The organism is Microbacterium sp. IEGM 1404 (genome assembly GCF_030056775.1).
Taxonomy (GTDB): domain Bacteria; phylum Actinomycetota; class Actinomycetes; order Actinomycetales; family Microbacteriaceae; genus Microbacterium.
This window is the reverse complement of record NZ_JASHKP010000001.1, coordinates 311333-333125: the sequence shown is the minus strand read 5'-3', so window position 1 is coordinate 333125 and position 21793 is coordinate 311333. Positions and strand designations below refer to the sequence as shown.

Below are 21793 nucleotides of genomic sequence, written 5' to 3'. Positions count from 1 at the left end.
GCTCCGCCGCCAGGATTCGAACCTGGACCTAACAGCTCCAAAGGCTGTCGTGCTGCCGTTACACCACGGCGGACCGTGCCCGCAGGCACCGGTCAAGTCTGCCAGACGGCGACCGCGGGGCGTTCTCGACATAATGAACGGGTGAGCCGGGACAGCGACGAAGTCGATCGCATCGTCGAAGCGTGGGTGCGGCAGCGACCCGACCTCGACTTCTCGCCGCTCGAGGTGCTCTCGCGCGTCGCCCGTCTCTCGCGGCACCTCGACATCGCGCGCAAAGAGGCGTTCCGTCGCAGCGACATCGAGTCGTGGGAGTGGGACGTGCTCTCGGCCCTCCGCCGTGCGGGCGAGCCCTACCAGCTCAGCCCCAAGCAGCTGCTGCAGCAGACGCTCGTCTCCAGCGGCACGATGACCAACCGCATCGACCGGCTCGTCGCCCGCCGGTTCGTCCGACGCGAAGCCGACCCCGGCGACGGACGGAGCATCCTGGTGACCCTCACCGACGACGGTCGCGTGCGCGTGGATGCCGCGATCACCCGCCTCGTCGACGCCGAGGCACTACTGCTCGAGGGGCTCTCCCGCGGAGACCGCGACCGGCTCGCGACGCTCCTACGCAAACTCAGTCTGGGGTTCGACGCGTGAGCGCCACCGTGGCCGGGCCGACGCCGTGGCAGCGGGTGAAGGCGTGGCTGGACGTGCGGTTCCGCTCCCCCTCGGCGATCTACGGGCTGATCGTGTTCACGACGTTCGTGACCCTCGCCGACGACGAGGCGCACGACGTGGCCGAGGTGCTGCTGAACTCGACCTCGACCCTGATCGTCTTCTTCATCGCCCACGTGTTCGCCCACACGTTGACCGACCACGGCGACCACGGCTTCCGCGCGTCGACGCGCAACGCCGTCCGCCATGCCGCGGGGATGCTCTACGCCTCGGTGCCGTCGATCCTCGCCCTGGCGTTCGGCATCGCCACGGGTCAGACCGTCTTGGACGCCGTCGACAACTGCATCACGGCGATGTTCGTGGTCCTCGCGATCCTCGGGTACCACGCGTTCCGGCGCCGCGGCTACCGCGTGTTCGGGCGCATCATGGGCGCGCTCGCGACGTCGTTCCTCGGCATCGTGATCGTGATCCTGGAGGTCGCGGTCCACTGACGCGGCGCACGCCGCGAACGCCGAGGCGATCGGGGCGCCGATTCAGCCGATGGCCTCGGTGAGTTCGAACCAGCGCAGTTCCAGTTCGTCGCGCTCGGACTCCCACTGCGAGATGCGCTCCATCTCTCTGCCGAGCCCCACGTAGTCGGCCTGATCGTGGTCCGCGAGGGCCGCCTTGGCCCGGTCGATCTGCTGCTGCAGCTTCTCGATCTTGCGCTCGGCGGCCGAGACCTCCTTCTGCGCGGCACGGAGGTCGGCCCCCTGGAGACCCGCGGATGCCGCGGCCGCGGTCGCCGTGGACCGTTGCGGCTCGGCATCCTGGATCGCCCGCAGGCGCAGATATTCGTCGACCCCGCCCGGGAGGTGGCGCAGGCGCGCATCGAGGATCGCGTACTGCTGATCGGTGACGCGCTCGAGGAAGTAGCGGTCGTGCGAGACGACGATGAGGGTGCCCGACCACGAGTCCAGCAGGTCTTCCATCGCCGCCAGCATGTCGGTGTCGAGGTCGTTCGTGGGCTCGTCGAGGATCAGGACGTTCGGCTGATCGAGCAGGATGAGCAGCAGCTGAAGGCGCCGCTTCTGCCCGCCGGAGAGGTCCTTCACCGGCGTGGAGAGCTGGGCACTGGAGAACCCGAGACGCTCGAGCAGCTGGCCGGGGGTCAGCTCTTGCGCCTTGGAGCCCGCGCCGAAGCTGTACGTCGTGCGGAGCCCCGCGATCACCACCCGCACGGGGTCGTTCAGGTGCTGCTCGAGCTCGTCGAGACGCTGGGTGAGGGTCGCGACCTTGACGGTCTTGCCGCGCTTCACGCGGCCCGCGGTGGGCTCGAGGGTGCCGGTGACCAGACTCAGCAGGGTGGACTTGCCGGCCCCGTTCACGCCCAGGATGCCGGTGCGCTCACCGGGCGCGATGCGCCACTCGATGTCTTTCAGCACCGTCTTGTCGCCGTAGGACACCCCCGCGTCCAGCAGATCGACCACGTCCTTGCCCAGGCGCGCGACCGCGAGCGACTGCAGGGCGACCTTGTCGCGGATCTCGGGCACATCGGCGATGAGCTCGTTCGCCGCGTCGATGCGGAACTTCGGCTTCGAGGTGCGCGCCGGCGCCCCGCGGCGAAGCCACGCCAGCTCCTTGCGCGCGAGGTTCTGACGACGCTGTTCGATGGATGCCGCCTGGCGATCGCGCTCGACCCGCTGCAGGATGTACGCCGCGTACCCGCCCTCGAAGGGCTCGACGATGCGGTCGTGCACCTCCCACGTCGCGGTGCAGATCTCGTCGAGGAACCACCGGTCGTGGGTCACGACGAGCAGGCCCCCCGCGCTGGGCGCCCAGCGCTTCTTGAGGTGACCGGCGAGCCAGGTGATGGCCTCGACGTCGAGGTGGTTGGTCGGCTCATCGAGGAACAGCACGTCCCAGTCGCCCGACAGCAGCTTCGCCAACGCCACGCGACGACGCTGACCACCGGAGAGGTCGCCGAGGCGCGCGTCCCACGGGAGGTCGCCGAGGAGTCCCGCGATGACGTCGCGCGTCCGCGCATCGCCGGCCCACTCGTGCTCGGCGCGGTCGCCGACCACGGCGTGCCCGATCGTGTCGTCGTCGTCGAGGGTGTCCTGCTGGTCGAGGACGCCGACCGTCACTCCCCCGCGCACGGTCACGCGTCCGCCGTCGGGCTCGCGGATGCCGGCGAGCATGCCGAGCAGGCTCGACTTGCCGTCGCCGTTACGGCCGACGATGCCGATGCGGTCTCCCTCGTTCACGCCGAGCGAGACGGAGTCGAACACGACCTTGGTCGGGTATTCCAGGTGCAGGGCTTCGCCCCCGAGCAGATGTGCCATATCCGTCTTAGGCTACGCGGCTTGGGGCGCGGCGAACCGCGAGACTGCATCCGGCCGACGAAACCCGCGCAGCCTGCAGTCGGTTCGTCAGGCACGTGCGGTCTCGCGGGGACGGGCGTGCGCGAGCGCCCGACCACCGGAACGGACAGCGGGGCCGCCCGGAATCCCGGACGGCCCCGCTGGTGTGGCGTCGGCTCAGAGGTTGTTGTCGGCGAGCCAGGCCTTCGCGATGTCGGCCGAGGACTGCTGGTCGACGGTCGACTTCACGTTCAGTTCCACGAGACCCTCGGGGGTGAGGGCGGCGGAGACCTTGTTCAGGATGTCGGACACCTGCGAGGCGACCTTCGAGTTCACGACCGGGACGACGTTCGAGGCCAGGAACAGGCCCTTCGGGTCTTCCAGGGTGACGAGGTTGTCGGTCTGGATGCGCGGGTCGGCGGTGTAGACGTTCGCGACCTGGATCGTGCCGGCGACGAGGTCGTCGACGGTGGTCTCACCGGTGGGCGAGAACTGCACGTCGACACCGTAGGTCGACTTCAGGCCCTGCGGGCCGTACGGGCGCTCGGCGAGCTCGGCGTTGCCGCCGAGGGTGAGGCCGGTCGTGACCTTGGACAGGTCGGCGATCGAGGTCAGGCCGTTGGCATCCGCGAACGCCTTCGTGACCGTGTACGAGTCCTGGTCGGTGGCCGTCGACTGGTCGAGGACCTCGAGGCCTTCGGGCAGCGCCGACGGCAGGGCCGCGTAGACCTCGTCGGCGGTCCGGGCGGTGGTCGCGTCGTCGAAGAACTGCAGCAGGTTGCCGCTGTACTCCGGGAACACGGTGACGGTGCCGTCCTCGAGCAGCGGGATGTACGCGTCGCGCTGACCGATCTGGAACTGACGCTTGACCGTCAGACCCGAGTTCTCGAGAGCCTGCGCGTAGATCTCGGCGATGATCTCGTTGGAGAAGTAGGCCTGCGATCCGACGACGATCTCGGCGGACGAGGCGCTGGCGTCGCCGCCGTTGTTGCTCAGGGGATCGCTCGAGGCGCCGCAACCGGCGAGGGCGAGCGAGGCGACCGCGAGTCCGGCGAAGACGCCGAGACCCTTGCGAGTTCGTGCTGTGAACATGGGTTCCTCTTTCTGGTGGTGGGGAGTCGGGTGAGTCAGGGGGTGCTCGGCGGCGCGGCCGGGGCTCCGACCGCGATCGCCTCGGCGCGACGCTCGCGCGCCGATCGCGTCCGCGGAGAGGCGGCGCCCGCTGCCCGGATGCCGCGCGGGACGACGAGGTGCTGCAGGAGGGCGAACAGACCGTCGATCACGAGCGCGAGCACCGCGACGAGGATCGCGCCGCCGATCAGGATGTCGAACCGGCGGAGCGGGATCGCGGCGATGATGTACTGCCCGAGACCGCCCAGACCGATGTACGCCGCGATCGTCACCGTCGCGAGGACCTGGAGGGTGGCGGCGCGGATGCCGCCGACGAGGAGAGGCAGGCCGAGCGGCACCTCGATCCGCCAGAGGATCTGCGCCTCGGTCATGCCCATCGAGCGTCCGGCGTCGATCACGCGGCGGTCGATCGCCTCGAAGCCGGTGTAGGCCCCGGCGAGGAGCGACGGGATGGCGAGGACGACGAAGGAGATCACCGCAGCCTCGGGCTTGTGCAGCACGCCGAGAAGCAGGGTCAGCAGGATGAGGAGCCCGAAGGACGGGATCGCGCGCGCCGCGCCCGCGATCGCGACCGCGGTCTCGCGCCCCCGGCCCGTGTGACCGATGTACCACCCGAGCGGGATGGCGATGGCGCCGGCCACGACGATCGAGACGAGCGTGTAGAGCAGCTGCACGCCGATCGCGGCGGGGATGGAGTCGAAACCGGTCCCGGGGTTGCCGGAGAAGATCCAGGCGATCGCTTCGCTGATGAGGTTCATGCCTTCACCAACGTCCGGTTCGCCTGGCGCGAGACGGTCTTGGTGCCGCGGGTCCAGGGCATGAGCAGGCGACCCGCGATGATCAGGAGCAGGTCGATCACCAGGGCGATCACGACCACCGCGAGCACGCCCGTGAAGACCTCGGGGATGATCCGTCTCTGCAGACCGTTGGTGAACAGGTACCCGATGTTCTGGATGCCGACGAGGATGCCGACCGTCGCCAGGGCGATCGTGCTCGCCGACGCGACGCGGAGCCCCGCCAGGATCACGGGACCTGCGAGGGGGAATTCCACCGCCCAGAAGCGGCGGAACGAGCCGTATCCCAGGGCGGTGGACGCCTGCCGGACACCGGCGTCGACCGAGTCGAGGCCGTCGGCGACGGCGCGCACCAGGATGGCGACGGCGTAGATCGCGAGCGCCACGATGAGGTTGGTCTCACTGACGATCGAGTACCACCCGGTGATCACGGGCATGAGGATCAGGAGGGCGAGCGAGGGGATCGTGTACAGGAGTCCGGTGATGGTGATGACGCTGCTGCGCACGAGCCGGTAGCGCCACGCGACCCACCCGAGCGGCACGCTCAGGACAAACCCCACCACGAGCGCGATCAGGCTCTGGCGGAGGTGTGCCACCGTCAGCTCCCCGATCAGGCCGAGGTTGTTGAGGACCCAGGTCACGCGCGCGGCTCCTCCACGAGCGCACCCTGCGTGCGTCCCTCGGCATCCACGACGACCGTGCCGCGCTCGGTCGTCTTCAGTCTCAGGGCGCGCTTGCCCTTGACCGCGCCGATGAAGCTCGCGACGAAGTCGCTCGCGGGGTTCTCGATGATCTCGCTCGGCGCGCCCACCTGGGCCACGCGCGCGCCCTTCTCGAGCAGGACCACCTGGTCGCCGAGCAGGAAGGCCTCGTCGATGTCGTGCGTCACGAACACGATCGTCTTGCCGATATCGTTCTGCAGCCGGATGAGCTCCTGCTGGAGTTCGTCGCGCACGATGGGGTCGACCGCGCCGAACGGCTCGTCCATGAGCAGGATGTTCGGGTCGGCGGCGAGGCCGCGGGCGACGCCCACGCGCTGCTGCTGACCGCCGGACAGCTGACTCGGGTAGCGGTCGGCCATCGCCGTGTCGAGCCCGACGGTCTCCATGAGCTCGAGGGCGCGCGTGCGGGCCTTCTTGCGGTTCTCGCCCTGGAGCACGGGCACCGTGGCGATGTTGTCGGCCACCGTGAAGTGCGGGAGGAGGCCGGAGTTCTGCATGACGTAGCCGATGCTGCGCCGGAGCTGCACCGGCGGCCGCGACGCGATGTCGTCGCCGTCGATCGTGATCGTGCCCGCAGAGGGCTCCACCATCCGGTTGATCATGCGGAGCAGCGTCGTCTTGCCGCACCCCGACGATCCGACGAAGACGGTCGTCTTGCGGGACGGGATGACGAGACTGAAGTCGTCGACGGCGCGGGTGCCGTCGGGGAAGACCTTCGAAACGCTCGAGAACTCGATCATGCGCGTGCCCGACTCAGTCGGAGACCACGACCTTCCGGTCGAAGGCGACGTATCCCGCGAAGTCGGTGCCGACGCGGTCGACCGCACCCGGACGCAGGTCGGGGTAGGACCACGCGCCGTCGCGGAGCTCGGCACCGTCGAGGGCGACGTTCCAGTACTGGGCCGCACCCTTCCACGGGCAGGTGTAGGGGGTGGGGCTCTGCGACAGCGCACCCTCACGGACCGCGCTCGGCGGGAAGTACCAGTTGCCCTCAATCGAGACGAGATCGTCACGGTCGGCTTCGGCGATGACCACGCCGTCGAGTTCTGCCTTCATGGGAGTTCCCCTTTCGTGGCCGCTCGCGGGCACAGCACCCGCCGGTGCGGGAGCACCTCGACCGAGGCTACTGAGGACCACCGACACGAAACGCAAGATTGCCCCGTGTGACGACCTGGGCTATGGTGCGGCGCGGTCAGACCACGCGCGCGCCGGAAACGGGCCCGTGAACGTGGAGGGCGTGGAACCCGGCCGCGCTCAGGGTGACCTGCAGGTCGATCGCCGCGGTCTCATCCGCGGCCAGGAACGCCAGGGTCGGACCCGAGCCCGACACCAGCCCCGCGAGAGCTCCGGAGCGCTCTCCCCGCTCCAGGACGCGCGCCAGATCGGGCCGCAGGTGCAGCGCCGGAGCCTGGAGGTCGTTGCGCACGGTGGCGGCGAGCATCCGGGCATCGCCCTGGCGGATCGCGTGCAGCACGTCGGGATCGACCGCCGGAACGCGGGGCGCCGGTCCGATGTCGACCGCGTGCCGCTCGCGATGGGCGTCGAGTTCGCCGTAGACCACCGGCGTGGACAGCCCGTGATCGTTGGGGACGAGCACCCAATCGAAGCGCCCGGACGCCAGCGCGGGGCTCAGTTCATCACCCCGGCCGGTTCCGACGGCGGTACCGCCGAGCAGCGCGAACGGCACGTCGGCGCCCAGCTGCGCCGCCAGACGCGCGAGGTCGGCGGTCGGCATCCCGATGCCCCACAGCGCGTCGCACGCGACGAGTGCCGCCGCGGCGTCCGCGGACCCGCCGCCCATGCCTCCGGCGACCGGGACCGCTTTGCGCACCGACAGGTGGACGCCCGCCTCGATCCCACTGACACGGGCCAGCAGCCGAGCGGCGCGCACCGCGAGGTTGCGCTCGTCGGTGGGCACGCCCTCGACGTCGACCGCGGACGTGCCGGCGATCTCGATCGTGACGTCGTCGGACGCGGTGGCGGTGATCTCCTCGTAGAGCGAGACCGCCTGATAGGCGGTGGCGACCTCGTGGTACCCGTCGTCGGCGACATCGCCGACCTCGAGGAAGACGTTGATCTTCCCGGGCGCGCGCACGCGCACCGGAGCCGGGGTGTGAGCGCTCATCGCCGACCCCGCATGGCCGTGAGTCCGCACGCTCCACCGTGTGCGAAACTGGAACGTCGGACCGACATCCCCCGACCCGCTGACGACGGGTCGACGGCGGCCGGTCCGGAACGGGCGATCTCACTCACTCTTCGACAGTAGCGCCCCCCTCACCGCCCTTCGGCGCCGTCGCCGAAACGCGGACGTAACGCCGGCTCCCTACGGTGTACGAACCCGTCCCCACATCCCCCGAGGAGGCACAGTATGCGATCGATGGTCCCCCTTTCTGTCGAGACCGACCCGTGGCGCGCCCTCCTGTCGAGGGATGACATCCGCATGGTCGACGGCATCCTGCACGTCGTCGACGACACCCGCACCCCCGCCGACGCCGAACGCGACGACCTGCTCACGGTCGCTGCGGCGATCGAGGCGGCGGGCGTCGCGGTCATGCTGGTCCGGGATGCCAATCGCCGCCCCAAGATCGTGGTCGACACCGCGCACGCCGAGGTCGCCCTGGCCGCACTCCGCGATCCAGACCTCGGCCCCGTCTACCTGAAGGCCCGCGGCGAAGACCCGGTGCCCGCGCACAGCGTGGTCCCGAGCCGCAACGCCGTGGAGGCGTACGCGGTCTTCCGCCCGCGCACCTCGATCGAGGGCTCGTACCGCTACGGTGCCGCGCTCGCGCCGCGTCTGGAACTGTGGCGGTTCGGTGCCGAGACCATCGAGGCGCCGCGCCCGAGCGCGCTGACGCGCCGGAAGTTCGCGACCGCCGACCTGGACGTCGTCGAGGTCGAGCGCTACGGGCGCCGCTGGCGCACCGTCGCCGGCATGTTCGATCCGCACCCCAACGAGTTCACCGAAGACGTCGACATGGTCTTCTCCTGGGTGGACGGCTCCTCCAGCGAGTTCCAGCGCCAGCGCGCGGCCCGCATGAAGGGATACGTCGTCGGCGACGGCGACGACAACGCCGCGCGCTACCGCCAGGTCGACGAGCTGCGCTACGCCCTGCGCAGCGTCCACATGTACGCGCCGTGGGTGCGTCGCATCTTCATCGCGACCGACTCGCCGACGCCCGAGTGGCTCGCCGATCACCCCAAGGTCACCATCGTGCGCAGCGAGGAGTTCTTCGCCGATCCCTCGGTGCTGCCTACGCACAACTCGCACGCCGTCGAGGCGCAGCTGCACCGCATCCCCGGTCTCGCCGAGCACTTCCTGTACAGCAACGACGACATGTTCTTCGGCCGCCCGGTCACCCCCGAGCTGTTCTTCAGCGGGGCGGGGATCAGCCGCTTCGTCGAGAGCGGCATCCGCATCGGCAGCGGCGCCCCGCACGTCGGCCGTTCCGGGCACGACAACGGGCTGCGCGTGAACCGCGCGCTGCTCGAGGAGCGGTTCGGGCGCGTCATCACCCTCGACCTCGAGCACTGCGCGACGCCGCTGCGGCGCTCCGTGGCGTACGAGCTCGAACGCGAGTTCGCGGACGACTACGCCCGCACGGCGGCGAGCCGCTTCCGCTCGGCGACCGACATCTCCGTCACCAACAGCCTCTACCACTACTACGCGCTGGCCACCGGCCGGGCCGTCATCACGACCGAACCGCGTACCCGGTACGTCCAGACGACGCAGCTGGACTCGCTCCGCCGGATGGAACGCCTCGTCACCGGACGCGACACCGACATGTTCTGCCTCAACGACGGCAGCGTGCCCGAGATCCCCGAGGAGGTCCGGGTGCCCGCGCTCCGCGCGTGCCTCGAGCGCTACTTCCCCGTGACGGCGCCGTGGGAGAAGTCCGAGGCGGTCAGCGCAGGATCGGCAGCGGCGTCGTCGGCGGCGACACCCGGCCGCTGAGCTCGCCCGCGGTCGGAACGGCGATCCCGGCCGACCGCAGGCGTTCCTGCGACTCGGCGGCGTCGACGTACTGCAGGACCTCGGCTGTGCCGACCGGCACGACCGAGTGCACGATCGTCTCGTCGTACACGTGGACGAGGTTGAATCCCTGCGCGCCGTCCTGCGGGCGCGTGCCGCCGACCGGCACCATCAGGTCCTGCGTGTAGCAGGTGGCCGAGGCCACCGACACGGGGATGCCGGCGAAGGTGGCGAACGTCGAGTAGTGCAGGTGGCCGGCGAGGATGGTCCGGACGTCGCTTCCCCGCAGCACGTCGGCCAACGAGCGCTGATCGCGCAGCTCGACGGTCGCGGCGAGGTCGAGGACGCTCGGCACCGGCGGGTGGTGCATGGCGAGGATCGTGCCCAGCGGTGCGGGGACCGACAGCACGTCGGCGAGCCACGCGCGCTGCGCCGCGGTGACCTCGCCGTGGTGCTGCCCGGGCACCGAGGTGTCGAGCGTGATGATGCGGAGGCCGTTGAGCTCGTCGACGCGGTCGACCGGCGCCTGCGGATCGGCGGAATCGCCCGGGAGCAGGTGGGAGCGGAACGTCGCGCGGTCGTCGTGGTTGCCCATCACCCAGATGACCGGTGCGCCGATCCGGGCGGCGGCCGGTTCGACGATCGCCCGCACCCGGGCGTAGGCGTCACCCTCACCGAAGTCGGCGAGGTCGCCGGTGAAGACGAGACCGTCGGGACGGATGCCGGATGCCTCGATCGCGGCGATCGCCTGGGCGAGGTGCGCCTCGGAGTCGACGCGGTCGTACAGCGGGGCACCGCCGGCGCGCAGGTGGGTGTCGCTCAGGTGCAACAGCACACGTTCAGCACGCGGATATTCGGCGTAGCGCATCTCGTTCCCTTCGGGTCGTCGGGTGCGACCTCTGACCGGCGTGATGCTCCCGGTTGGGCTGAAATGTTACCGGCATGTTTCAGGAACATGTGATGAACACGGCAAGAAGTTACGCCGTCGCGATCCGCGTGAGTCGCCAAGATTTGTCGCCTCCGCCGGCGGAGAAGCGACAAATCTTGGCGACTCACGCGACGACATCGCGGAGCAGGGACGATCAGCCGCGGGCGATCCGCACGAAGTCGTCGATCGACAGCTGCTCGCCGCGCAGCGTGGGGTCGATCCCCGCCGCCTCCAGAGCCTCCGACGCCGCGGCGGCCGACCCGCCGAGCACGGTCGACAGCGCCTGCCGCAGCATCTTGCGGCGCTGCTGGAAAGCGGCGTCCACGATGGCGAACGTGCGGCGCCGCAGCTCCTCGTCGCCGCGGGACTCGGCATCCCGTTCGAATCCGACCAGCACGCTGTCGACGTTCGGAACCGGCCAGAAGACCTGGCGGGAGACCGTTCCGGCCAGGCGCCACGGACCGTACCAGGCGGCCTTGACGCTGGGCGCGCCGTACACCTTCGACCCGGGCGGGGCGGCGAGCCGCTCCCCCACCTCGGCCTGCACCATCACGACCCCGCGCTGCAGGAACGGGAAGGTCTCGAGGAAGTGGAGCAGCACCGGCACGGAGACGTTGTAGGGCAGGTTGGCCACCAGCACCTCGGGCTCACCGGGCAGGTCGCGCACCTGCAGGGCGTCGGCATCGATCACGGTCAGGCGGTCGGCGGGGACGCCGTGGGCGGCGGTCGTCTCGGGCAGCCGCGCGGCGAGGCGGTGGTCGATCTCCACCGCGACGACCGACGCCCCCGTCTCGAGGATCGCCAACGTCAGCGATCCGAGGCCCGGCCCGATCTCGACCACACGATCGGATGCCTCCACCTTCGCCGCCTGCACGATCTTGCGGACGGTGTTGGCGTCGACGACGAAGTTCTGGCCCAGCTTCTTCGTCGGCGTGACGTCGAGGTCGGCGGCGAGCCGGCGGATCTCGGAGGCGCCGAGGAGAGAAACGGGCATTGTTCCACTGTAACCAGGGCGACCGCCAGTCACCGCCTCGGCGCCCGAGCGGCAGTAACGTGGGTGGGTGAGCCAGACGCAGTCGATCCCCGCCAATGCCTTCACCCTCCGCGGTCCGTACGGGCGACGAGCGGTCGGCCTTTCCCTCGCCGCCGCCGTCGGCGGCTTCCTCTTCGGCTTCGACTCCTCCGTCATCAACGGAGCGGTGGATGCCGTCCAGGGCAACTTCGAGCTCAGCCAGGTGCTGACCGGCTTCGTCGTCGCCGTCGCCCTGCTCGGCTGCGCGGTGGGTGCCGTCGTCGCCGGCGCGCTGTCCGACCGCTGGGGCCGCCTGAAGGTGATGCTGCTCGGCGCCGTGCTGTTCTTCGTCTCGTCGATCGGCGCGGCGCTCACGTTCAGCGTCCCCGACCTCATCCTGTGGCGCGTGATGAGCGGCCTCGGAATCGGTATCGCCTCGGTCGTCGCCCCCGCGTACATCGCGGAGGTGGCCCCGCGCCAGATCCGCGGATCGCTCGCCTCGCTGCAGCAGCTCGCGATCACGCTCGGCATCTTCGGCGCTCTGCTCTCCGACGCCCTCCTCGCCACCTCCGCGGGCGGCGCCGCCAACGAGCTGTGGCTGGGCATGGAGGCCTGGCGCTGGATGTTCCTGGTGGGTGTCGTGCCCGCCGCCGTCTACGGCATCCTGTCGTTCACCGTGCCCGAGTCCCCGCGGTACCTGCTCGCGAAGGGACGCAAGGACGAGGCGCGCGCGATCTTCTCCCGCCTGGTCCCGCCGGCCGACCTCGACAAGACCATGAACGAGCTCACGAGCGCCATCGAGACCGACCGCAAGAACAAGAACGTCTCCCTGCGGGGCCCCGTGCTCGGACTCCAGGGCATCGTCTGGACCGGCATCCTGCTGTCGATGTTCCAGCAGTTCGTCGGAATCAACGTGATCTTCTACTACTCCACGACGCTGTGGAAGGCGGTCGGATTCGACGAGAGCAACTCGCTGCTGATCTCCGTCATCACGTCGGTGACCAACGTGGTCGTGACCTTCGTCGCGATCTTCCTCGTCGACCGCGTCGGCCGGAAGCCGATCCTGCTGACCGGTTCCGTCCTGATGACGGTGTCGCTGGCCGCGATGGCGCTGGCGTTCACGTTCGCCCAGGGCAGCGGCGACGACGTGTCGCTCCCCGCTCCGTGGGGCGGGATCGCCCTGGTCGCGGCGAACCTGTTCGTGATCGGCTTCGGCGCCTCGTGGGGTCCGCTGGTGTGGGTGCTGCTCGGCGAGATCTTCCCGAGTCGCATCCGCGGCAAGGCCCTCGGCGTCGCGGCCGGCGCGCAGTGGATCGCGAACTTCGCGATCACGGTGTCGTTCCCCGCGATGGCGAGCTGGTCGCTGCCGCTCACGTACGGCATGTACGCGCTGTTCGCCGCCCTGTCGCTCGTGTACGTCGCGCTGCGCATCCCGGAGACCAAGGGCATGGAACTCGAGCAGACCGAGACGCTCTTCGTCCGGAAGGACAAGAGCAAGGCCTGACGATGGAGGAAGGCCGGCGCCCCGAGGGGTGCCGGCCTTCGTCGTGTTCGACGCGGGTCAGAATTCCCCGTACACCTCGAGCGTGTTCGCGGCGACCTGGGCGGCGAGCTTGTCGGCATCCGTTCCGAGTTCGGATGCCAGGAAGCGCAGCGTGACCGGGATAAGGTACGGCGCGTTCGGACGACCGCGGTAGGGCACGGGCGTCAGGAACGGCGCGTCGGTCTCGACGAGGATCCGCTCGCGCGGGGTCACGGCGAGGGCGTCGCGCAGGTTCTGGGCGTTCTTGAACGTGACGTTGCCCGCGAACGAGAGGTAGTACCCGCGGTCGGCGGCGATGCGGGCCATGTCGGCGTCGCCCGAGAAGCAGTGGAACACCGTTTTCTCGGGGGCGCCGACGCGCTCGAGCGTCTCGAGGACGGCGTCGTGCGCGTCGCGGTCGTGGATCTGCATGGCGATGCCGTGCTTCTTCGCGAGGGCGATGTGCGCCTCGAACGAGCTGATCTGAGCCGGGATGCCGTCGGCCTCGGTCCGGAAGAAGTCCAGACCCGTCTCGCCGATCGCCCGCACGCGCGGCTCGGCCGCGAGTTCGTCGATGACCGCGATCGCGGCATCCAGCTCGCCCGCGGCCGCGTACGCGGGAGCCTCGTTCGGATGGATCGCGACCGCGGCGAGGACGCGTGGATGGGTTGCCGCGGCCCACGCCGACCAGCGCGACGAGTCGACGTCGCCGCCGGCCTGGACGACCCCGTGCACGCCGACCGCCAGCGCCCGCTCGAGCTGCTCGTCGAGCGAGAGGCCGGTCTCGCCGTCCTCGATCTCGAGGTGCGTGTGGTTGTCGTACACCGGCACGCCGAGAGGTTCGGGCGCGGGCGGGTAGCTCACGTCGCGGCGGCCGTCGACCGAACGCTCGCGCACGTATTGGCTCGGGTCGCCGCCCTCGATCGTGCCGCGGGGACGCTCGACCGGCGTGCTCATGCCTGCTCGACGCGCGGGAACAGCGGCGACAGGCCGTTCACCGATGTGCCCGGCCGCAGCACGCCCCAGGCTCCGGCCTCGCGGAGGGGCTGGTCCGGCAGGCGTCCGATGCTCTCGGCGGCGCCCAGCGCGATCCACAGCTTCTCGGTCGAGACCGGCATGAACGGCGACAGAAGCACCGCCAGGGCGCGCAGGCCCTCGGCCGCGGTGTACAGCACCGTGCCCAGGCGCTCGCGCTGCGCGTCGTCCTTCGCCAGCGCCCACGGCTCGTTCTCGGTGATGTACAGGTTCAGCGCGTCGACGATCGTCCAGATCGCGTCGATCGCCTCGTCGATGCGGAACCGTTCGATCGCCGCGTCCGCGGCGCTCACGGCATCCGCCACCGTCTTCTGGATCGCGAGGTCGGCGTCGGTGTACTCCCCCGCCGGCGGCACGATCCCCTCGAAGTAGCGCTCGATCATCGCGATCGACCGGGATGCCAGGTTGCCGAAGCCGTTGGCCAGTTCGGCCTGGTAGCGGGCCGACAGGTCTTCCCACGAGAACGACCCGTCCTGACCGAACGCGATCGCGGAGAGGAAGTAGAAGCGGTACGCGTCGGAGCCGAAGACATCGGTGATCTCGGTCGGCGCGATACCGGTGAGCTTGGACTTCGACATCTTCTCGCCGCCGACCAGCAGCCAGCCGTGCGCGAAGACGCCGCGGGGCACCTCGAGCCCCGCCGCCATCAGCATCGCGGGCCAGATCACGGCGTGGAAGCGCAGGATGTCCTTGCCTACGACGTGGTACGCGGGCCAGCGGCGCGCGAACTCCTCGGGGTCGCTGCCGTAGCCGACGGCCGTCGCGTAGTTCAGCAGCGCGTCGACCCAGACGTAGATGACGTGCGAGTCGTCCCACGGCACCTGGATGCCCCAGTCGAACGTCGAGCGCGAGATCGACAGGTCTTTCAGGCCGTTCTTCACGAACGAGACGACCTCGTTGCGCGCCGAGTCGGGCCGCACGAAGTCGGGCACCGAGCGGTAGAGCTCGAGCAGCGGCTCCTGGAACTCGCTGAGCTTGAAGAAGTAGTTCTTCTCCTGCAGCAGCTCGAGGGGCTTGGAGTGGATCGCGCAGACCTTGAGGCCCTCGAACGGGCCCTCGCCGTCGACGATCTCGGCCTCGGTCTTGAACTCCTCGCAGCCGACGCAGTACAGCGCCTCGAACTCGCCCGCGTAGATGTAGCCGCGGTCGTAGAGCGCCTGCACGAACTTCTCGACGCGCTCCTCGTGGCGCGGCTGGCTCGTGCGGATGAAGTCGTCGTTGGCGACGTCGAGGGTCTTCAGCAGCGGGAACCACGACTCGCTGACGAGCTTGTCGACCCACTCCTGGGGCGTGTGGTTGTTCGCGGCGGCGGCACGCATCATCTTCTGGCCGTGCTCGTCGGTGCCGGTGAGCATCCAGGTGTCGTCACCGGACTGCCGGTGCCACCGCGCGAGCGCGTCCACCGCCACCGTCGTGTAGCCGTGCCCGATGTGGGGCACGTCGCTGGGGTAGTAGATCGGCGTGGTGATGTAGAACGAACGGCCGGAAGTCACCCCAGGATTCTACGGGGGACGGCCGACCCGTCCGGTCGTGTGTCGGCGTCAGCGCTTCACGGCGAGCGCCGCCTGGTACAGCTCGCGCGAGGAGTGCCCCGTGAGGGACGCCACTTCGCCGGCCGCCTCCTTGAGCCGCGCGCCGTCGCGCACCAGCTCGAGCACCTGGGTCACGGCATCCGGGAACGCCACATCCCGTGCCGACGCGCCGCCCACGACGATCGCGATCTCGCCGCGCACGCCCTCGGCCGCCCAGGCGGCGAGTTCGGCGAGGGTGCCGCGACGCACCTCCTCGTGCAGCTTCGTCAGCTCTCGGCACACCGCGGCGGGACGGTCGGCCCCGAACTCCGCCGCGAGGTCGTCGAGAGTGGATGCCAGTCGCGACGGCGACTCGAAGAACACCAGGGTCCGCGTCTCGGCGGCGAGGTCGGCGAAAGCCCGACGCCGCTCCCCGGGCTTCCGGCGGGGGAATCCCTCGAACGCGAACCGGTCGGTGGGGAGCCCGGCGACGGCGAGGGCCGTGACGACGGCGCTCGGGCCCGGGATCGCGGTGACCGTGACGCCCGCGGCGGCGGCCGCCGCGACGAGCCCGTAGCCGGGATCGCTGACCGTGGGCATGCCGGCGTCGCTCAGCACGAGCAGGTCGTCCTCGCGGGCGAGCTCGACGAGCTCGGCGGCGCGCTCCTTCTCGTTGTGGTCGTGGAGCGCGAGCAGCCGCGGGCGGTTGGCGACGCCGAGACCGGCGAGCAGGCGCTGGGTGGTGCGGGTGTCCTCGGCCGCGACGACCGTGGCGTTCTCGAGCGCTTCCACCAGCCGCCGCGACGCGTCGCCCAGGTTGCCGATGGGGGTCGCCGCGAGGATGATCACCGCCCCACCTTATGCTGGGGGCCGTGACCGCCGTCCCCTCGCTGATCCCCTCGGACGAACGGACGCGCCTCGACCGCTGGCGCGACACCCTCCTGGCGGACCCTCGGCGGACTCGGCTGTGGCGCTGGCTCGCCCCGACGCTGATCACCGTATTCGCGTTCGTGCTGCGCGTGGTGAACGTCGGCGACCCGCACCAACTGATCTTCGACGAGACGTATTACGTCAAGGACTCGTGGAGCCAGTGGCTCCTCGGCTTCCCGTCGGAGTGGCCCGGGGGCGCCGACGAGCGCTTCGTCGCGGGCGACACGGACTTCTTCACCGGCGTGGGCAGCTACGTCGTGCACCCGCCGCTCGGACGCTTCTTCATCGGCGCGGGGATGGCGCTGTTCGGCTCCGACTCCTCGACCGCGTGGCGGATCGCCGCGGTCGCGTTCGGCACGGCCACGGTGCTCCTGGTGTACCTGTTCGCGAAGACGCTGACAGGGTCGTTCGTCTTCGCCTCGGTGGCATCCGGTCTGATGGCGATCGACGGCCTCGGGATCGTGCTCAGCCGTGTCGCGCTGCTGGACGTCTTCCTGACGTTCTTCATCGTGCTGGCGCTGTGGTTCGTGGCCCTCGACCGCCGGGCGGCTCTCGCCCGCTGGGCCGCGCGCGCACCGGGCGAGTCGACGTGGGGTCCGGTGTTCTGGAACCGGCCGTGGCTCCTCGCCGCCGGCATCGCTGCGGGAGCGGCCACGGCGGTGAAGTGGTCGGGGCTGTACGTCATCGCCGGGATCGGGATCTACGTCGTGATCACCGACGCCCTCGCGCGCCGTCGGGCGGGCATCGCGCAGTGGCCGGTGGACGCGGTGCGGCAGGGCCTGGTCTCGTTCGTCCTCATCGTCCCCGTCGCCGTGGTCGTGTACCTCGCGAGCTGGGCCGGCTGGCTCTTCACCGACGGCGGCTACAGCCGCCACGCGCTCGACGCGAGCCCCGCGACGGGGTTCTGGGCGTGGGTGCCGCTGCCGCTGCAGAACCTGTGGGCGTACCACCAGTCGATGTACGCCTTCCACGTGGGCCTGTCGACGCCGCACTCGTACGCGAGTCCTGCGTGGCAGTGGCCGCTGATGATCCGCCCCACCTCGATGTACTGGCACCAGGACGATTTCGGGGTGAACGGATGCCAGCTCCCCAGCGGCTGCACCGAGGCCATCTCGAGCATCGACAACCCGCTGCTGTGGTGGGCGGGCATCGCCGCGTCGGTCTACCTGCTGGTGCGATTCGTCCTGGTTCGCGACGGACGCTACGCCCTCGTGCTCACGGGGCTGGCCGCGACCTACGTGCCCTGGCTGCTGTACCCCGAGCGGACGATCTTCCAGTTCTACACGGTCGCGATGGTGCCGTTCCTCGTGCTCGCGCTCACCTTCGCGCTCCGCGACCTCGCGCGCGGGCCGGGATCGATGACGCGCGCGAGCGGGCAGGTCTGGGTGGTGGTGTTCCTCGCCGTCTGTGTGCTGCTCTCGGCGTTCTGGTACCCGGTCTGGACGGGCCTGCCGGTGCCGTACGAGTTCTGGCGCCTGCACAACTGGCTGCCCACCTGGATCTGACCGTGGCCCGCGGCGACGAGTGGCTGCACGACCCGCGCCCCGTGCAGCGGGCGAAGCTCTTCGCCGACGCCGCCATCGATCGGGCCGCGTGGCCGGCGAACATCCCCGCCGTCGCGCAGTTCCTGGACGTGGCCGGACGGGACGGGTGGGAGTTCGGCCCGGGCGTCACCTTCCTCGTCGGGGAGAACGGATCGGGCAAATCCACGCTCATCGAGGGCCTCGCCGAGGCCTACGGGCTGCCCGCCGAGGGCGGGTCGTCGAACGGCGGAGGGCAGACCCGCCGCACCGAGAGCCCGCTCGGCGAGTGGCTCCGGCTGGAACGGAGTCCCCGGGCACCGCGGTTCGGCTTCTTCCTGCGCGCCGAGACGATGCACGGCTACTACTCGTGGCGCGACGACCTGCCCGACGCTCCGCCGAGCCTGCACCCGATGAGCCACGGCGAGTCGTTCAACGCTCTGCTCGATGAGGCGCTCGACCATCCCCGGTACGTCGCCGGGCTGGCGTGCCTCGACGAGCCCGAAGCGGCGCTGTCGTTCTCGTCCACCCTGCGGTGGCTGGCCTCCCTGGATCGCATGCGTTCGCGGGGCACGCAGGTGATCTGCGCGACGCACTCCCCCGTGCTCGCGGCGCTCCCCGGCGCGACGATCCTCGAGCTCGGCGAATGGGGCATCCGCGAGACGACGTGGGACGACCTGGAGGTCGTGCGCCTGCACCGCGGTTTCATGGACTCACCGGGGCGGTATCTGCGACACCTGCTGGACTGAGCGTCAGTCGTCGACCTCGACGGCCGTGAGGGCGACGATCTCCTGCTCCTGCGGGGGCTGCGGGGAGCGCGTGACGATGTCGTGGATGAAGGCGAGCTTGCGGACGACTCCGGGCACGATCTCGAACGGGTAGAGGTCGCCCATGCCCATCGACCGGTTCACGCGGTTGAAGGCGTGCGACATCCACCGCCAGTCGCCGACGAGCCGGTGCACGGGCTGGTCGGCGTAGTTCGCCAGCGGCTCGACGTCGGAGTCGCGGTTGGCGTACGCGTCGCCGTCGAGGGTCATGCCGATGGCCGCCGCGGTCTGGAGGGTGCCGGTGATGTGCAGGTAGTGCGCGAACGTCTCGGCGAAGTCCTCCCACGGGTGCATCGTGGCGTACTCCGAGATGTGGGTCTCGGCCCACCCGTCCGGCGCGCCCTCGCGGTAGTGGCGGGAGATGGCATCCCGGTAGCTGGTCCGCTCGTCGCCGAAGAGGGCGCGGCACTGCGCCCAGGTCTGCTCGTCGGTGATGAGGACGTTCTGGTAGTAGTGGCCGATCTCGTGGCGGAGGTGGCCGAGCATCGTGCGGTAGGGCTCGCCAAGCTTGATCCGCAGCGCCTCGCGGCGGTCGTCGAGGCTCTCGGCGAGATCGAGCGAGATGATCCCGTTGGCGTGCCCGATCGTCACGCGCCGTCCCTCCGAGAGGCTCGAGAGCAGGTCGAAACCGAGTCCCCCGGGGCCGTCGTGCCAGGAGCGGATCGGCAGCCCCAGGTCGCCCAGCTGCAGCACGAGGCGGCGCTTGGCCTCCTCGGTCTTCGCGAGCTTCTCGAGGGCGACGGTGTCGCTGGACTCGGGGGTCGTGCGGGTCAGCCGGCACGAGAAGCAGCGGCCGCTCGGCGCGTCGTCGCGCACCAGCCAGTTGCACTGCCAGCCGCGGTTGGAACACGCGTACCAGGTCTCGTCACCGACGACGGCCTTGCCCTTGAGGAGTCCGACGAACTGGCGCAGCCGCGGGTGATACCCCAGCTCACCGCCGCACTCGGGGCACACGAGCTTGTCGAGCGAGAGGAAATGGCGGCAGTGCGGACACCGCGGCGTGGGAATGGCGGCCACGGGCTCACTGTAGTGGGAGCGGCGTCTGGAACCCCGCACGACGGCAGTCAGATGAGGGCGGCGGGGTCCGTCGTCGGCAGTGCGCACGTGAACGCCCGGCAGTCGTAGGCGGTCGCGGCACCCCCGCGGGAGACCTTCCCCTCGAACAGCTCGAAACCGGCGCGGGCGAAGTCCTGCGCCTGCGCGGGCGTGACGACCGCGACGACGTCGGCGGCGACCCGGCGCGCGGCATCGGCGAGAGCGGCATCCGTCTCGCCCACCACGACCACCTGCCGCGGGGGCGTCGCGAGGCCCAGTGCGACGTCGAGGATCGCGCCGTATGCGAGCGGTGCCGCGAGGGCGGCCGGCGCGGCCGCGCGGACGAGCGTCTCGGCCGCCTCTCGGTAGCGCTCCCCCGCACCCATGCGCCACAGGTCGAGGGCCGCGGCGGCGAACGCCGACGGCCCCGAGGGCGCCGCGCCGTCGCTCGGCACTCCCTGCGGCTGCATCCCCTGCACCGCCAGCACCGGGTCGCCTCCCCCGGGCGGACGGATGCCGTCGTCGCCGAGGCACGCATCGACCAGGGCCCGCGCGCGCTCGGCGTACGCGACCTCGCCGGTGACGCGTCCGAGGGTCAGGAGGCCGCGGGCGAGGCCGCCGTAGTCCTCCAGCGTCGCCGGGGCGGACGAGCGGATCTCGTCGAGCGAGGCGCGGCGGAGCGTCCCGTCGTCGGCGAGGTTGTTCTCGAGCACCGTGTCGGCCGCCCAGCGCGCGGCCTCGACGAACCGCGGATCGGTGCGAGACCCGGCCGCGGCGAGCGCCGCGATCGCGTGCCCGTTCCAGCCGGTGACGACCTTGGCATCCAGGGCGGGCGGCGCGAGGCCGGCGCGCTCTGCGGTGCGGTAGTACCCGCCCTCGGAGCGCTGCCCGTCGATGATCGACTCGGAGTCCTGCGCGGCGGCGATCCCGCCGGACGGGAGCTGCAGCACGTCGACGAGGAACCCCGCCGTCTCGGCGGCGGTCGCGTCGTCGCCCGCGGCGAGGGCGACCTCGATGAGGCCGGCGTTGTCGGTGAGCATGCGCTCGTAGTGCGGGACGGTCCAGTCGCGGCGGGTGGCGTAACGGAAGAACCCGCCCTCGACGGGATCGCGCAGTTCCGACGACGTCATGGCCGACAGAGCGCGGGATGCCACGCCGGCGGCGTCCGGCACGAGGGCGGCGAGCGCGGGGTGCTGCACCAGCCGCAGGACCGGGGTGTTCGGGAACTTCGGGGACTCGAGCGAGGCGCCGGCCGCGAACCCGCCGAGTTCGCGGTCCTCGCGGGACACGACGTCGGCGACGGCGGCCGCGAGCGCGTCGGCGTCGGGGATCGCGTCGGCGGCGGCGGGGGCCGCGGATGCGAGCGCCTCACGCAGCGAGGCGCCCGTGGCATCCACTTCTCCGCGCCTGTCGGTCCAGGCCTCGCGGACCGCGGCGAGCACCTGCCGGAAGGACGGGAGCTGCCCGCGGGGCTGCGGCGGGAAGTAGGTGCCGGCGTAGAACACGCGGCCCTCGGGGGTCGCGAACGCCGTGAGCGGCCAGCCGAGGTGGGGCGTGAACGCGGACGCGGCGTCGAGGTAGGCCGCGTCGACGTCGGGATGCTCCTCGCGGTCGACCTTGATCGCCACGAACCCGTCGTTCACGAGGGCCGCGGTCTCGGCGTCCTGGAACGACTCCCGCGCCATCACGTGGCACCAGTGGCAGGTGCTGTAGCCGATGGAGACGAGAACGGGGACGTCGCGCTCGGCCGCGACGGCGAACGCCTCGGGCCCCCACGGGAACCACGCGACGGGGTTGTCGGCGTGGGCCCGCAGGTAGGGGCTCGAGGCGTTCGCGAGGCGGTTCAGTTCACTGACC

Annotated in this window: 20 protein-coding genes and 1 tRNA gene; 6 read left to right on the top strand and 15 right to left on the bottom strand. The window is 70.7% G+C overall.

Features of this window, described 5'->3' with window-relative positions; translation table 11 throughout:
• Position 1: 1 nt before the first annotated feature.
• Positions 2-73 (bottom strand) — tRNA-Gln (locus QM517_RS01625).
• Between the two features lie 68 nt (positions 74-141).
• Between QM517_RS01625 and QM517_RS01620 the strand changes: the two genes are divergently transcribed.
• Positions 142-639: a MarR family winged helix-turn-helix transcriptional regulator gene (locus tag QM517_RS01620; protein WP_077051882.1), complete on the top strand. Its 498-nt coding sequence runs from the start codon at positions 142-144 to the stop codon at positions 637-639.
• On the top strand, positions 636-1148 hold the full coding sequence (locus tag QM517_RS01615; protein ID WP_278102073.1) for a hypothetical protein: 513 nt from the start codon (positions 636-638) through the stop codon (positions 1146-1148). Before QM517_RS01620 ends, QM517_RS01615 begins: the two co-directional genes overlap by 4 nt.
• 42 nt (positions 1149-1190) lie before the next feature.
• Here the strand turns inward: QM517_RS01615 and QM517_RS01610 are convergent, their stop codons facing one another.
• From QM517_RS01610 to QM517_RS01580, 7 genes are all read right to left on the bottom strand, one after another.
• Positions 1191-2981 (bottom strand): ABC-F family ATP-binding cassette domain-containing protein, encoded by a 1791-nt coding sequence (locus tag QM517_RS01610; RefSeq protein WP_283284680.1) that lies wholly within the window; start codon positions 2979-2981, stop codon positions 1191-1193.
• 195 nt (positions 2982-3176) lie between these two features.
• Positions 3177-4091 (bottom strand): ABC transporter substrate-binding protein, encoded by a 915-nt coding sequence (locus QM517_RS01605; protein ID WP_077051885.1) that lies wholly within the window; start codon positions 4089-4091, stop codon positions 3177-3179.
• A gap of 35 nt (positions 4092-4126) precedes the next feature.
• Positions 4127-4888, bottom strand: a complete 762-nt coding sequence (locus QM517_RS01600; protein WP_077051886.1) for an ABC transporter permease — start codon at positions 4886-4888, stop codon at positions 4127-4129.
• On the bottom strand, positions 4885-5565 hold the full coding sequence (locus QM517_RS01595) for an ABC transporter permease (protein WP_077051887.1): 681 nt from the start codon (positions 5563-5565) through the stop codon (positions 4885-4887). The genes QM517_RS01600 and QM517_RS01595 overlap by 4 nt, the downstream gene beginning before the upstream one ends.
• The gene (locus tag QM517_RS01590) at positions 5562-6386 is read right to left on the bottom strand and encodes an ABC transporter ATP-binding protein (protein WP_077051888.1); all 825 of its coding nucleotides are present in this window, start codon (positions 6384-6386) and stop codon (positions 5562-5564) included. The genes QM517_RS01595 and QM517_RS01590 overlap by 4 nt, the downstream gene beginning before the upstream one ends.
• A gap of 13 nt (positions 6387-6399) precedes the next feature.
• A complete protein-coding gene (locus QM517_RS01585) occupies positions 6400-6702 on the bottom strand; it encodes a DUF427 domain-containing protein (RefSeq protein ID WP_077051889.1) in 303 nt (100 codons plus the stop codon).
• 136 nt (positions 6703-6838) lie between these two features.
• Complete coding sequence (locus tag QM517_RS01580; RefSeq protein WP_077051890.1) at positions 6839-7771, bottom strand: 4-(cytidine 5'-diphospho)-2-C-methyl-D-erythritol kinase; 933 nt, start codon at positions 7769-7771, stop codon at positions 6839-6841.
• Positions 7772-8014: 243 nt separating this feature from the next.
• On the opposite strand from QM517_RS01580, the gene QM517_RS01575 reads away from it, so the two are divergent.
• A complete protein-coding gene (locus tag QM517_RS01575) occupies positions 8015-9598 on the top strand; it encodes a stealth family protein (protein WP_077051891.1) in 1584 nt (527 codons plus the stop codon).
• On the opposite strand, the gene QM517_RS01570 is transcribed toward QM517_RS01575, so the two are convergent.
• Positions 9549-10484, bottom strand: a complete 936-nt coding sequence (locus QM517_RS01570) for a phosphodiesterase (protein ID WP_077051892.1) — start codon at positions 10482-10484, stop codon at positions 9549-9551. The two genes, QM517_RS01575 and QM517_RS01570, sit on opposite strands and share 50 nt — an antisense overlap.
• Positions 10485-10698: 214 nt before the next feature.
• Positions 10699-11538, bottom strand: coding sequence for a 16S rRNA (adenine(1518)-N(6)/adenine(1519)-N(6))-dimethyltransferase RsmA (gene rsmA / locus QM517_RS01565; RefSeq protein WP_278102080.1), 840 nt, complete (start codon positions 11536-11538; stop codon positions 10699-10701).
• Between the two features lie 67 nt (positions 11539-11605).
• Between rsmA and QM517_RS01560 the strand changes: the two genes are divergently transcribed.
• Complete coding sequence (locus tag QM517_RS01560) at positions 11606-13060, top strand: sugar porter family MFS transporter (protein WP_308208868.1); 1455 nt, start codon at positions 11606-11608, stop codon at positions 13058-13060.
• A gap of 57 nt (positions 13061-13117) precedes the next feature.
• Here the strand turns inward: QM517_RS01560 and QM517_RS01555 are convergent, their stop codons facing one another.
• Genes QM517_RS01555 through rsmI form a run of 3 tightly spaced genes read right to left on the bottom strand, consistent with a single transcriptional unit; the run spans position 13118 to position 16473 of the window.
• Positions 13118-14035, bottom strand: a complete 918-nt coding sequence (locus tag QM517_RS01555; protein WP_283284672.1) for a TatD family hydrolase — start codon at positions 14033-14035, stop codon at positions 13118-13120.
• Positions 14032-15606 carry a methionine--tRNA ligase gene (gene metG, locus QM517_RS01550; protein ID WP_283284670.1) on the bottom strand — a complete coding sequence of 525 codons (1575 nt, stop codon included), beginning with the start codon at positions 15604-15606 and terminating at the stop codon, positions 14032-14034. The genes QM517_RS01555 and metG overlap by 4 nt, the downstream gene beginning before the upstream one ends.
• Positions 15607-15654: 48 nt before the next feature.
• Positions 15655-16473, bottom strand: coding sequence for a 16S rRNA (cytidine(1402)-2'-O)-methyltransferase (rsmI, locus tag QM517_RS01545; RefSeq protein ID WP_077051897.1), 819 nt, complete (start codon positions 16471-16473; stop codon positions 15655-15657).
• A gap of 23 nt (positions 16474-16496) precedes the next feature.
• On the opposite strand from rsmI, the gene QM517_RS01540 reads away from it, so the two are divergent.
• Both QM517_RS01540 and QM517_RS01535 read left to right on the top strand, forming a co-directional pair.
• Positions 16497-18059 (top strand): phospholipid carrier-dependent glycosyltransferase, encoded by a 1563-nt coding sequence (locus QM517_RS01540; RefSeq protein WP_283284667.1) that lies wholly within the window; start codon positions 16497-16499, stop codon positions 18057-18059.
• Positions 18060-18061: 2 nt separating this feature from the next.
• The gene (locus QM517_RS01535; RefSeq protein ID WP_283284665.1) at positions 18062-18823 is read left to right on the top strand and encodes an AAA family ATPase; all 762 of its coding nucleotides are present in this window, start codon (positions 18062-18064) and stop codon (positions 18821-18823) included.
• A gap of 3 nt (positions 18824-18826) precedes the next feature.
• Here the strand turns inward: QM517_RS01535 and QM517_RS01530 are convergent, their stop codons facing one another.
• Both QM517_RS01530 and QM517_RS01525 read right to left on the bottom strand, forming a co-directional pair.
• The gene (locus tag QM517_RS01530) at positions 18827-19918 is read right to left on the bottom strand and encodes a zinc-binding metallopeptidase family protein (RefSeq protein WP_238592383.1); all 1092 of its coding nucleotides are present in this window, start codon (positions 19916-19918) and stop codon (positions 18827-18829) included.
• A gap of 47 nt (positions 19919-19965) precedes the next feature.
• Positions 19966-21783, bottom strand: a complete 1818-nt coding sequence (locus QM517_RS01525) for a thioredoxin domain-containing protein (protein ID WP_283285786.1) — start codon at positions 21781-21783, stop codon at positions 19966-19968.
• Positions 21784-21793 lie beyond the last annotated feature (10 nt).

Coding starts and splice junctions, on each gene's coding strand:
- QM517_RS01590 (WP_077051888.1), bottom strand. CDS start 6,386: ATGATCGAGTTCTCGAGCGTTTCGAAGGTCTTCCCCGACGGCACCCGC.
- QM517_RS01570 (WP_077051892.1), bottom strand. CDS start 10,484: ATGCGCTACGCCGAATATCCGCGTGCTGAACGTGTGCTGTTGCACCTG.
- QM517_RS01585 (WP_077051889.1), bottom strand. CDS start 6,702: ATGAAGGCAGAACTCGACGGCGTGGTCATCGCCGAAGCCGACCGTGAC.
- rsmA (WP_278102080.1), bottom strand. CDS start 11,538: ATGCCCGTTTCTCTCCTCGGCGCCTCCGAGATCCGCCGGCTCGCCGCC.
- QM517_RS01580 (WP_077051890.1), bottom strand. CDS start 7,771: ATGAGCGCTCACACCCCGGCTCCGGTGCGCGTGCGCGCGCCCGGGAAG.
- QM517_RS01610 (WP_283284680.1), bottom strand. CDS start 2,981: ATGGCACATCTGCTCGGGGGCGAAGCCCTGCACCTGGAATACCCGACC.
- QM517_RS01575 (WP_077051891.1), top strand. CDS start 8,015: ATGCGATCGATGGTCCCCCTTTCTGTCGAGACCGACCCGTGGCGCGCC.
- QM517_RS01605 (WP_077051885.1), bottom strand. CDS start 4,091: ATGTTCACAGCACGAACTCGCAAGGGTCTCGGCGTCTTCGCCGGACTC.
- QM517_RS01600 (WP_077051886.1), bottom strand. CDS start 4,888: ATGAACCTCATCAGCGAAGCGATCGCCTGGATCTTCTCCGGCAACCCC.
- QM517_RS01555 (WP_283284672.1), bottom strand. CDS start 14,035: ATGAGCACGCCGGTCGAGCGTCCCCGCGGCACGATCGAGGGCGGCGAC.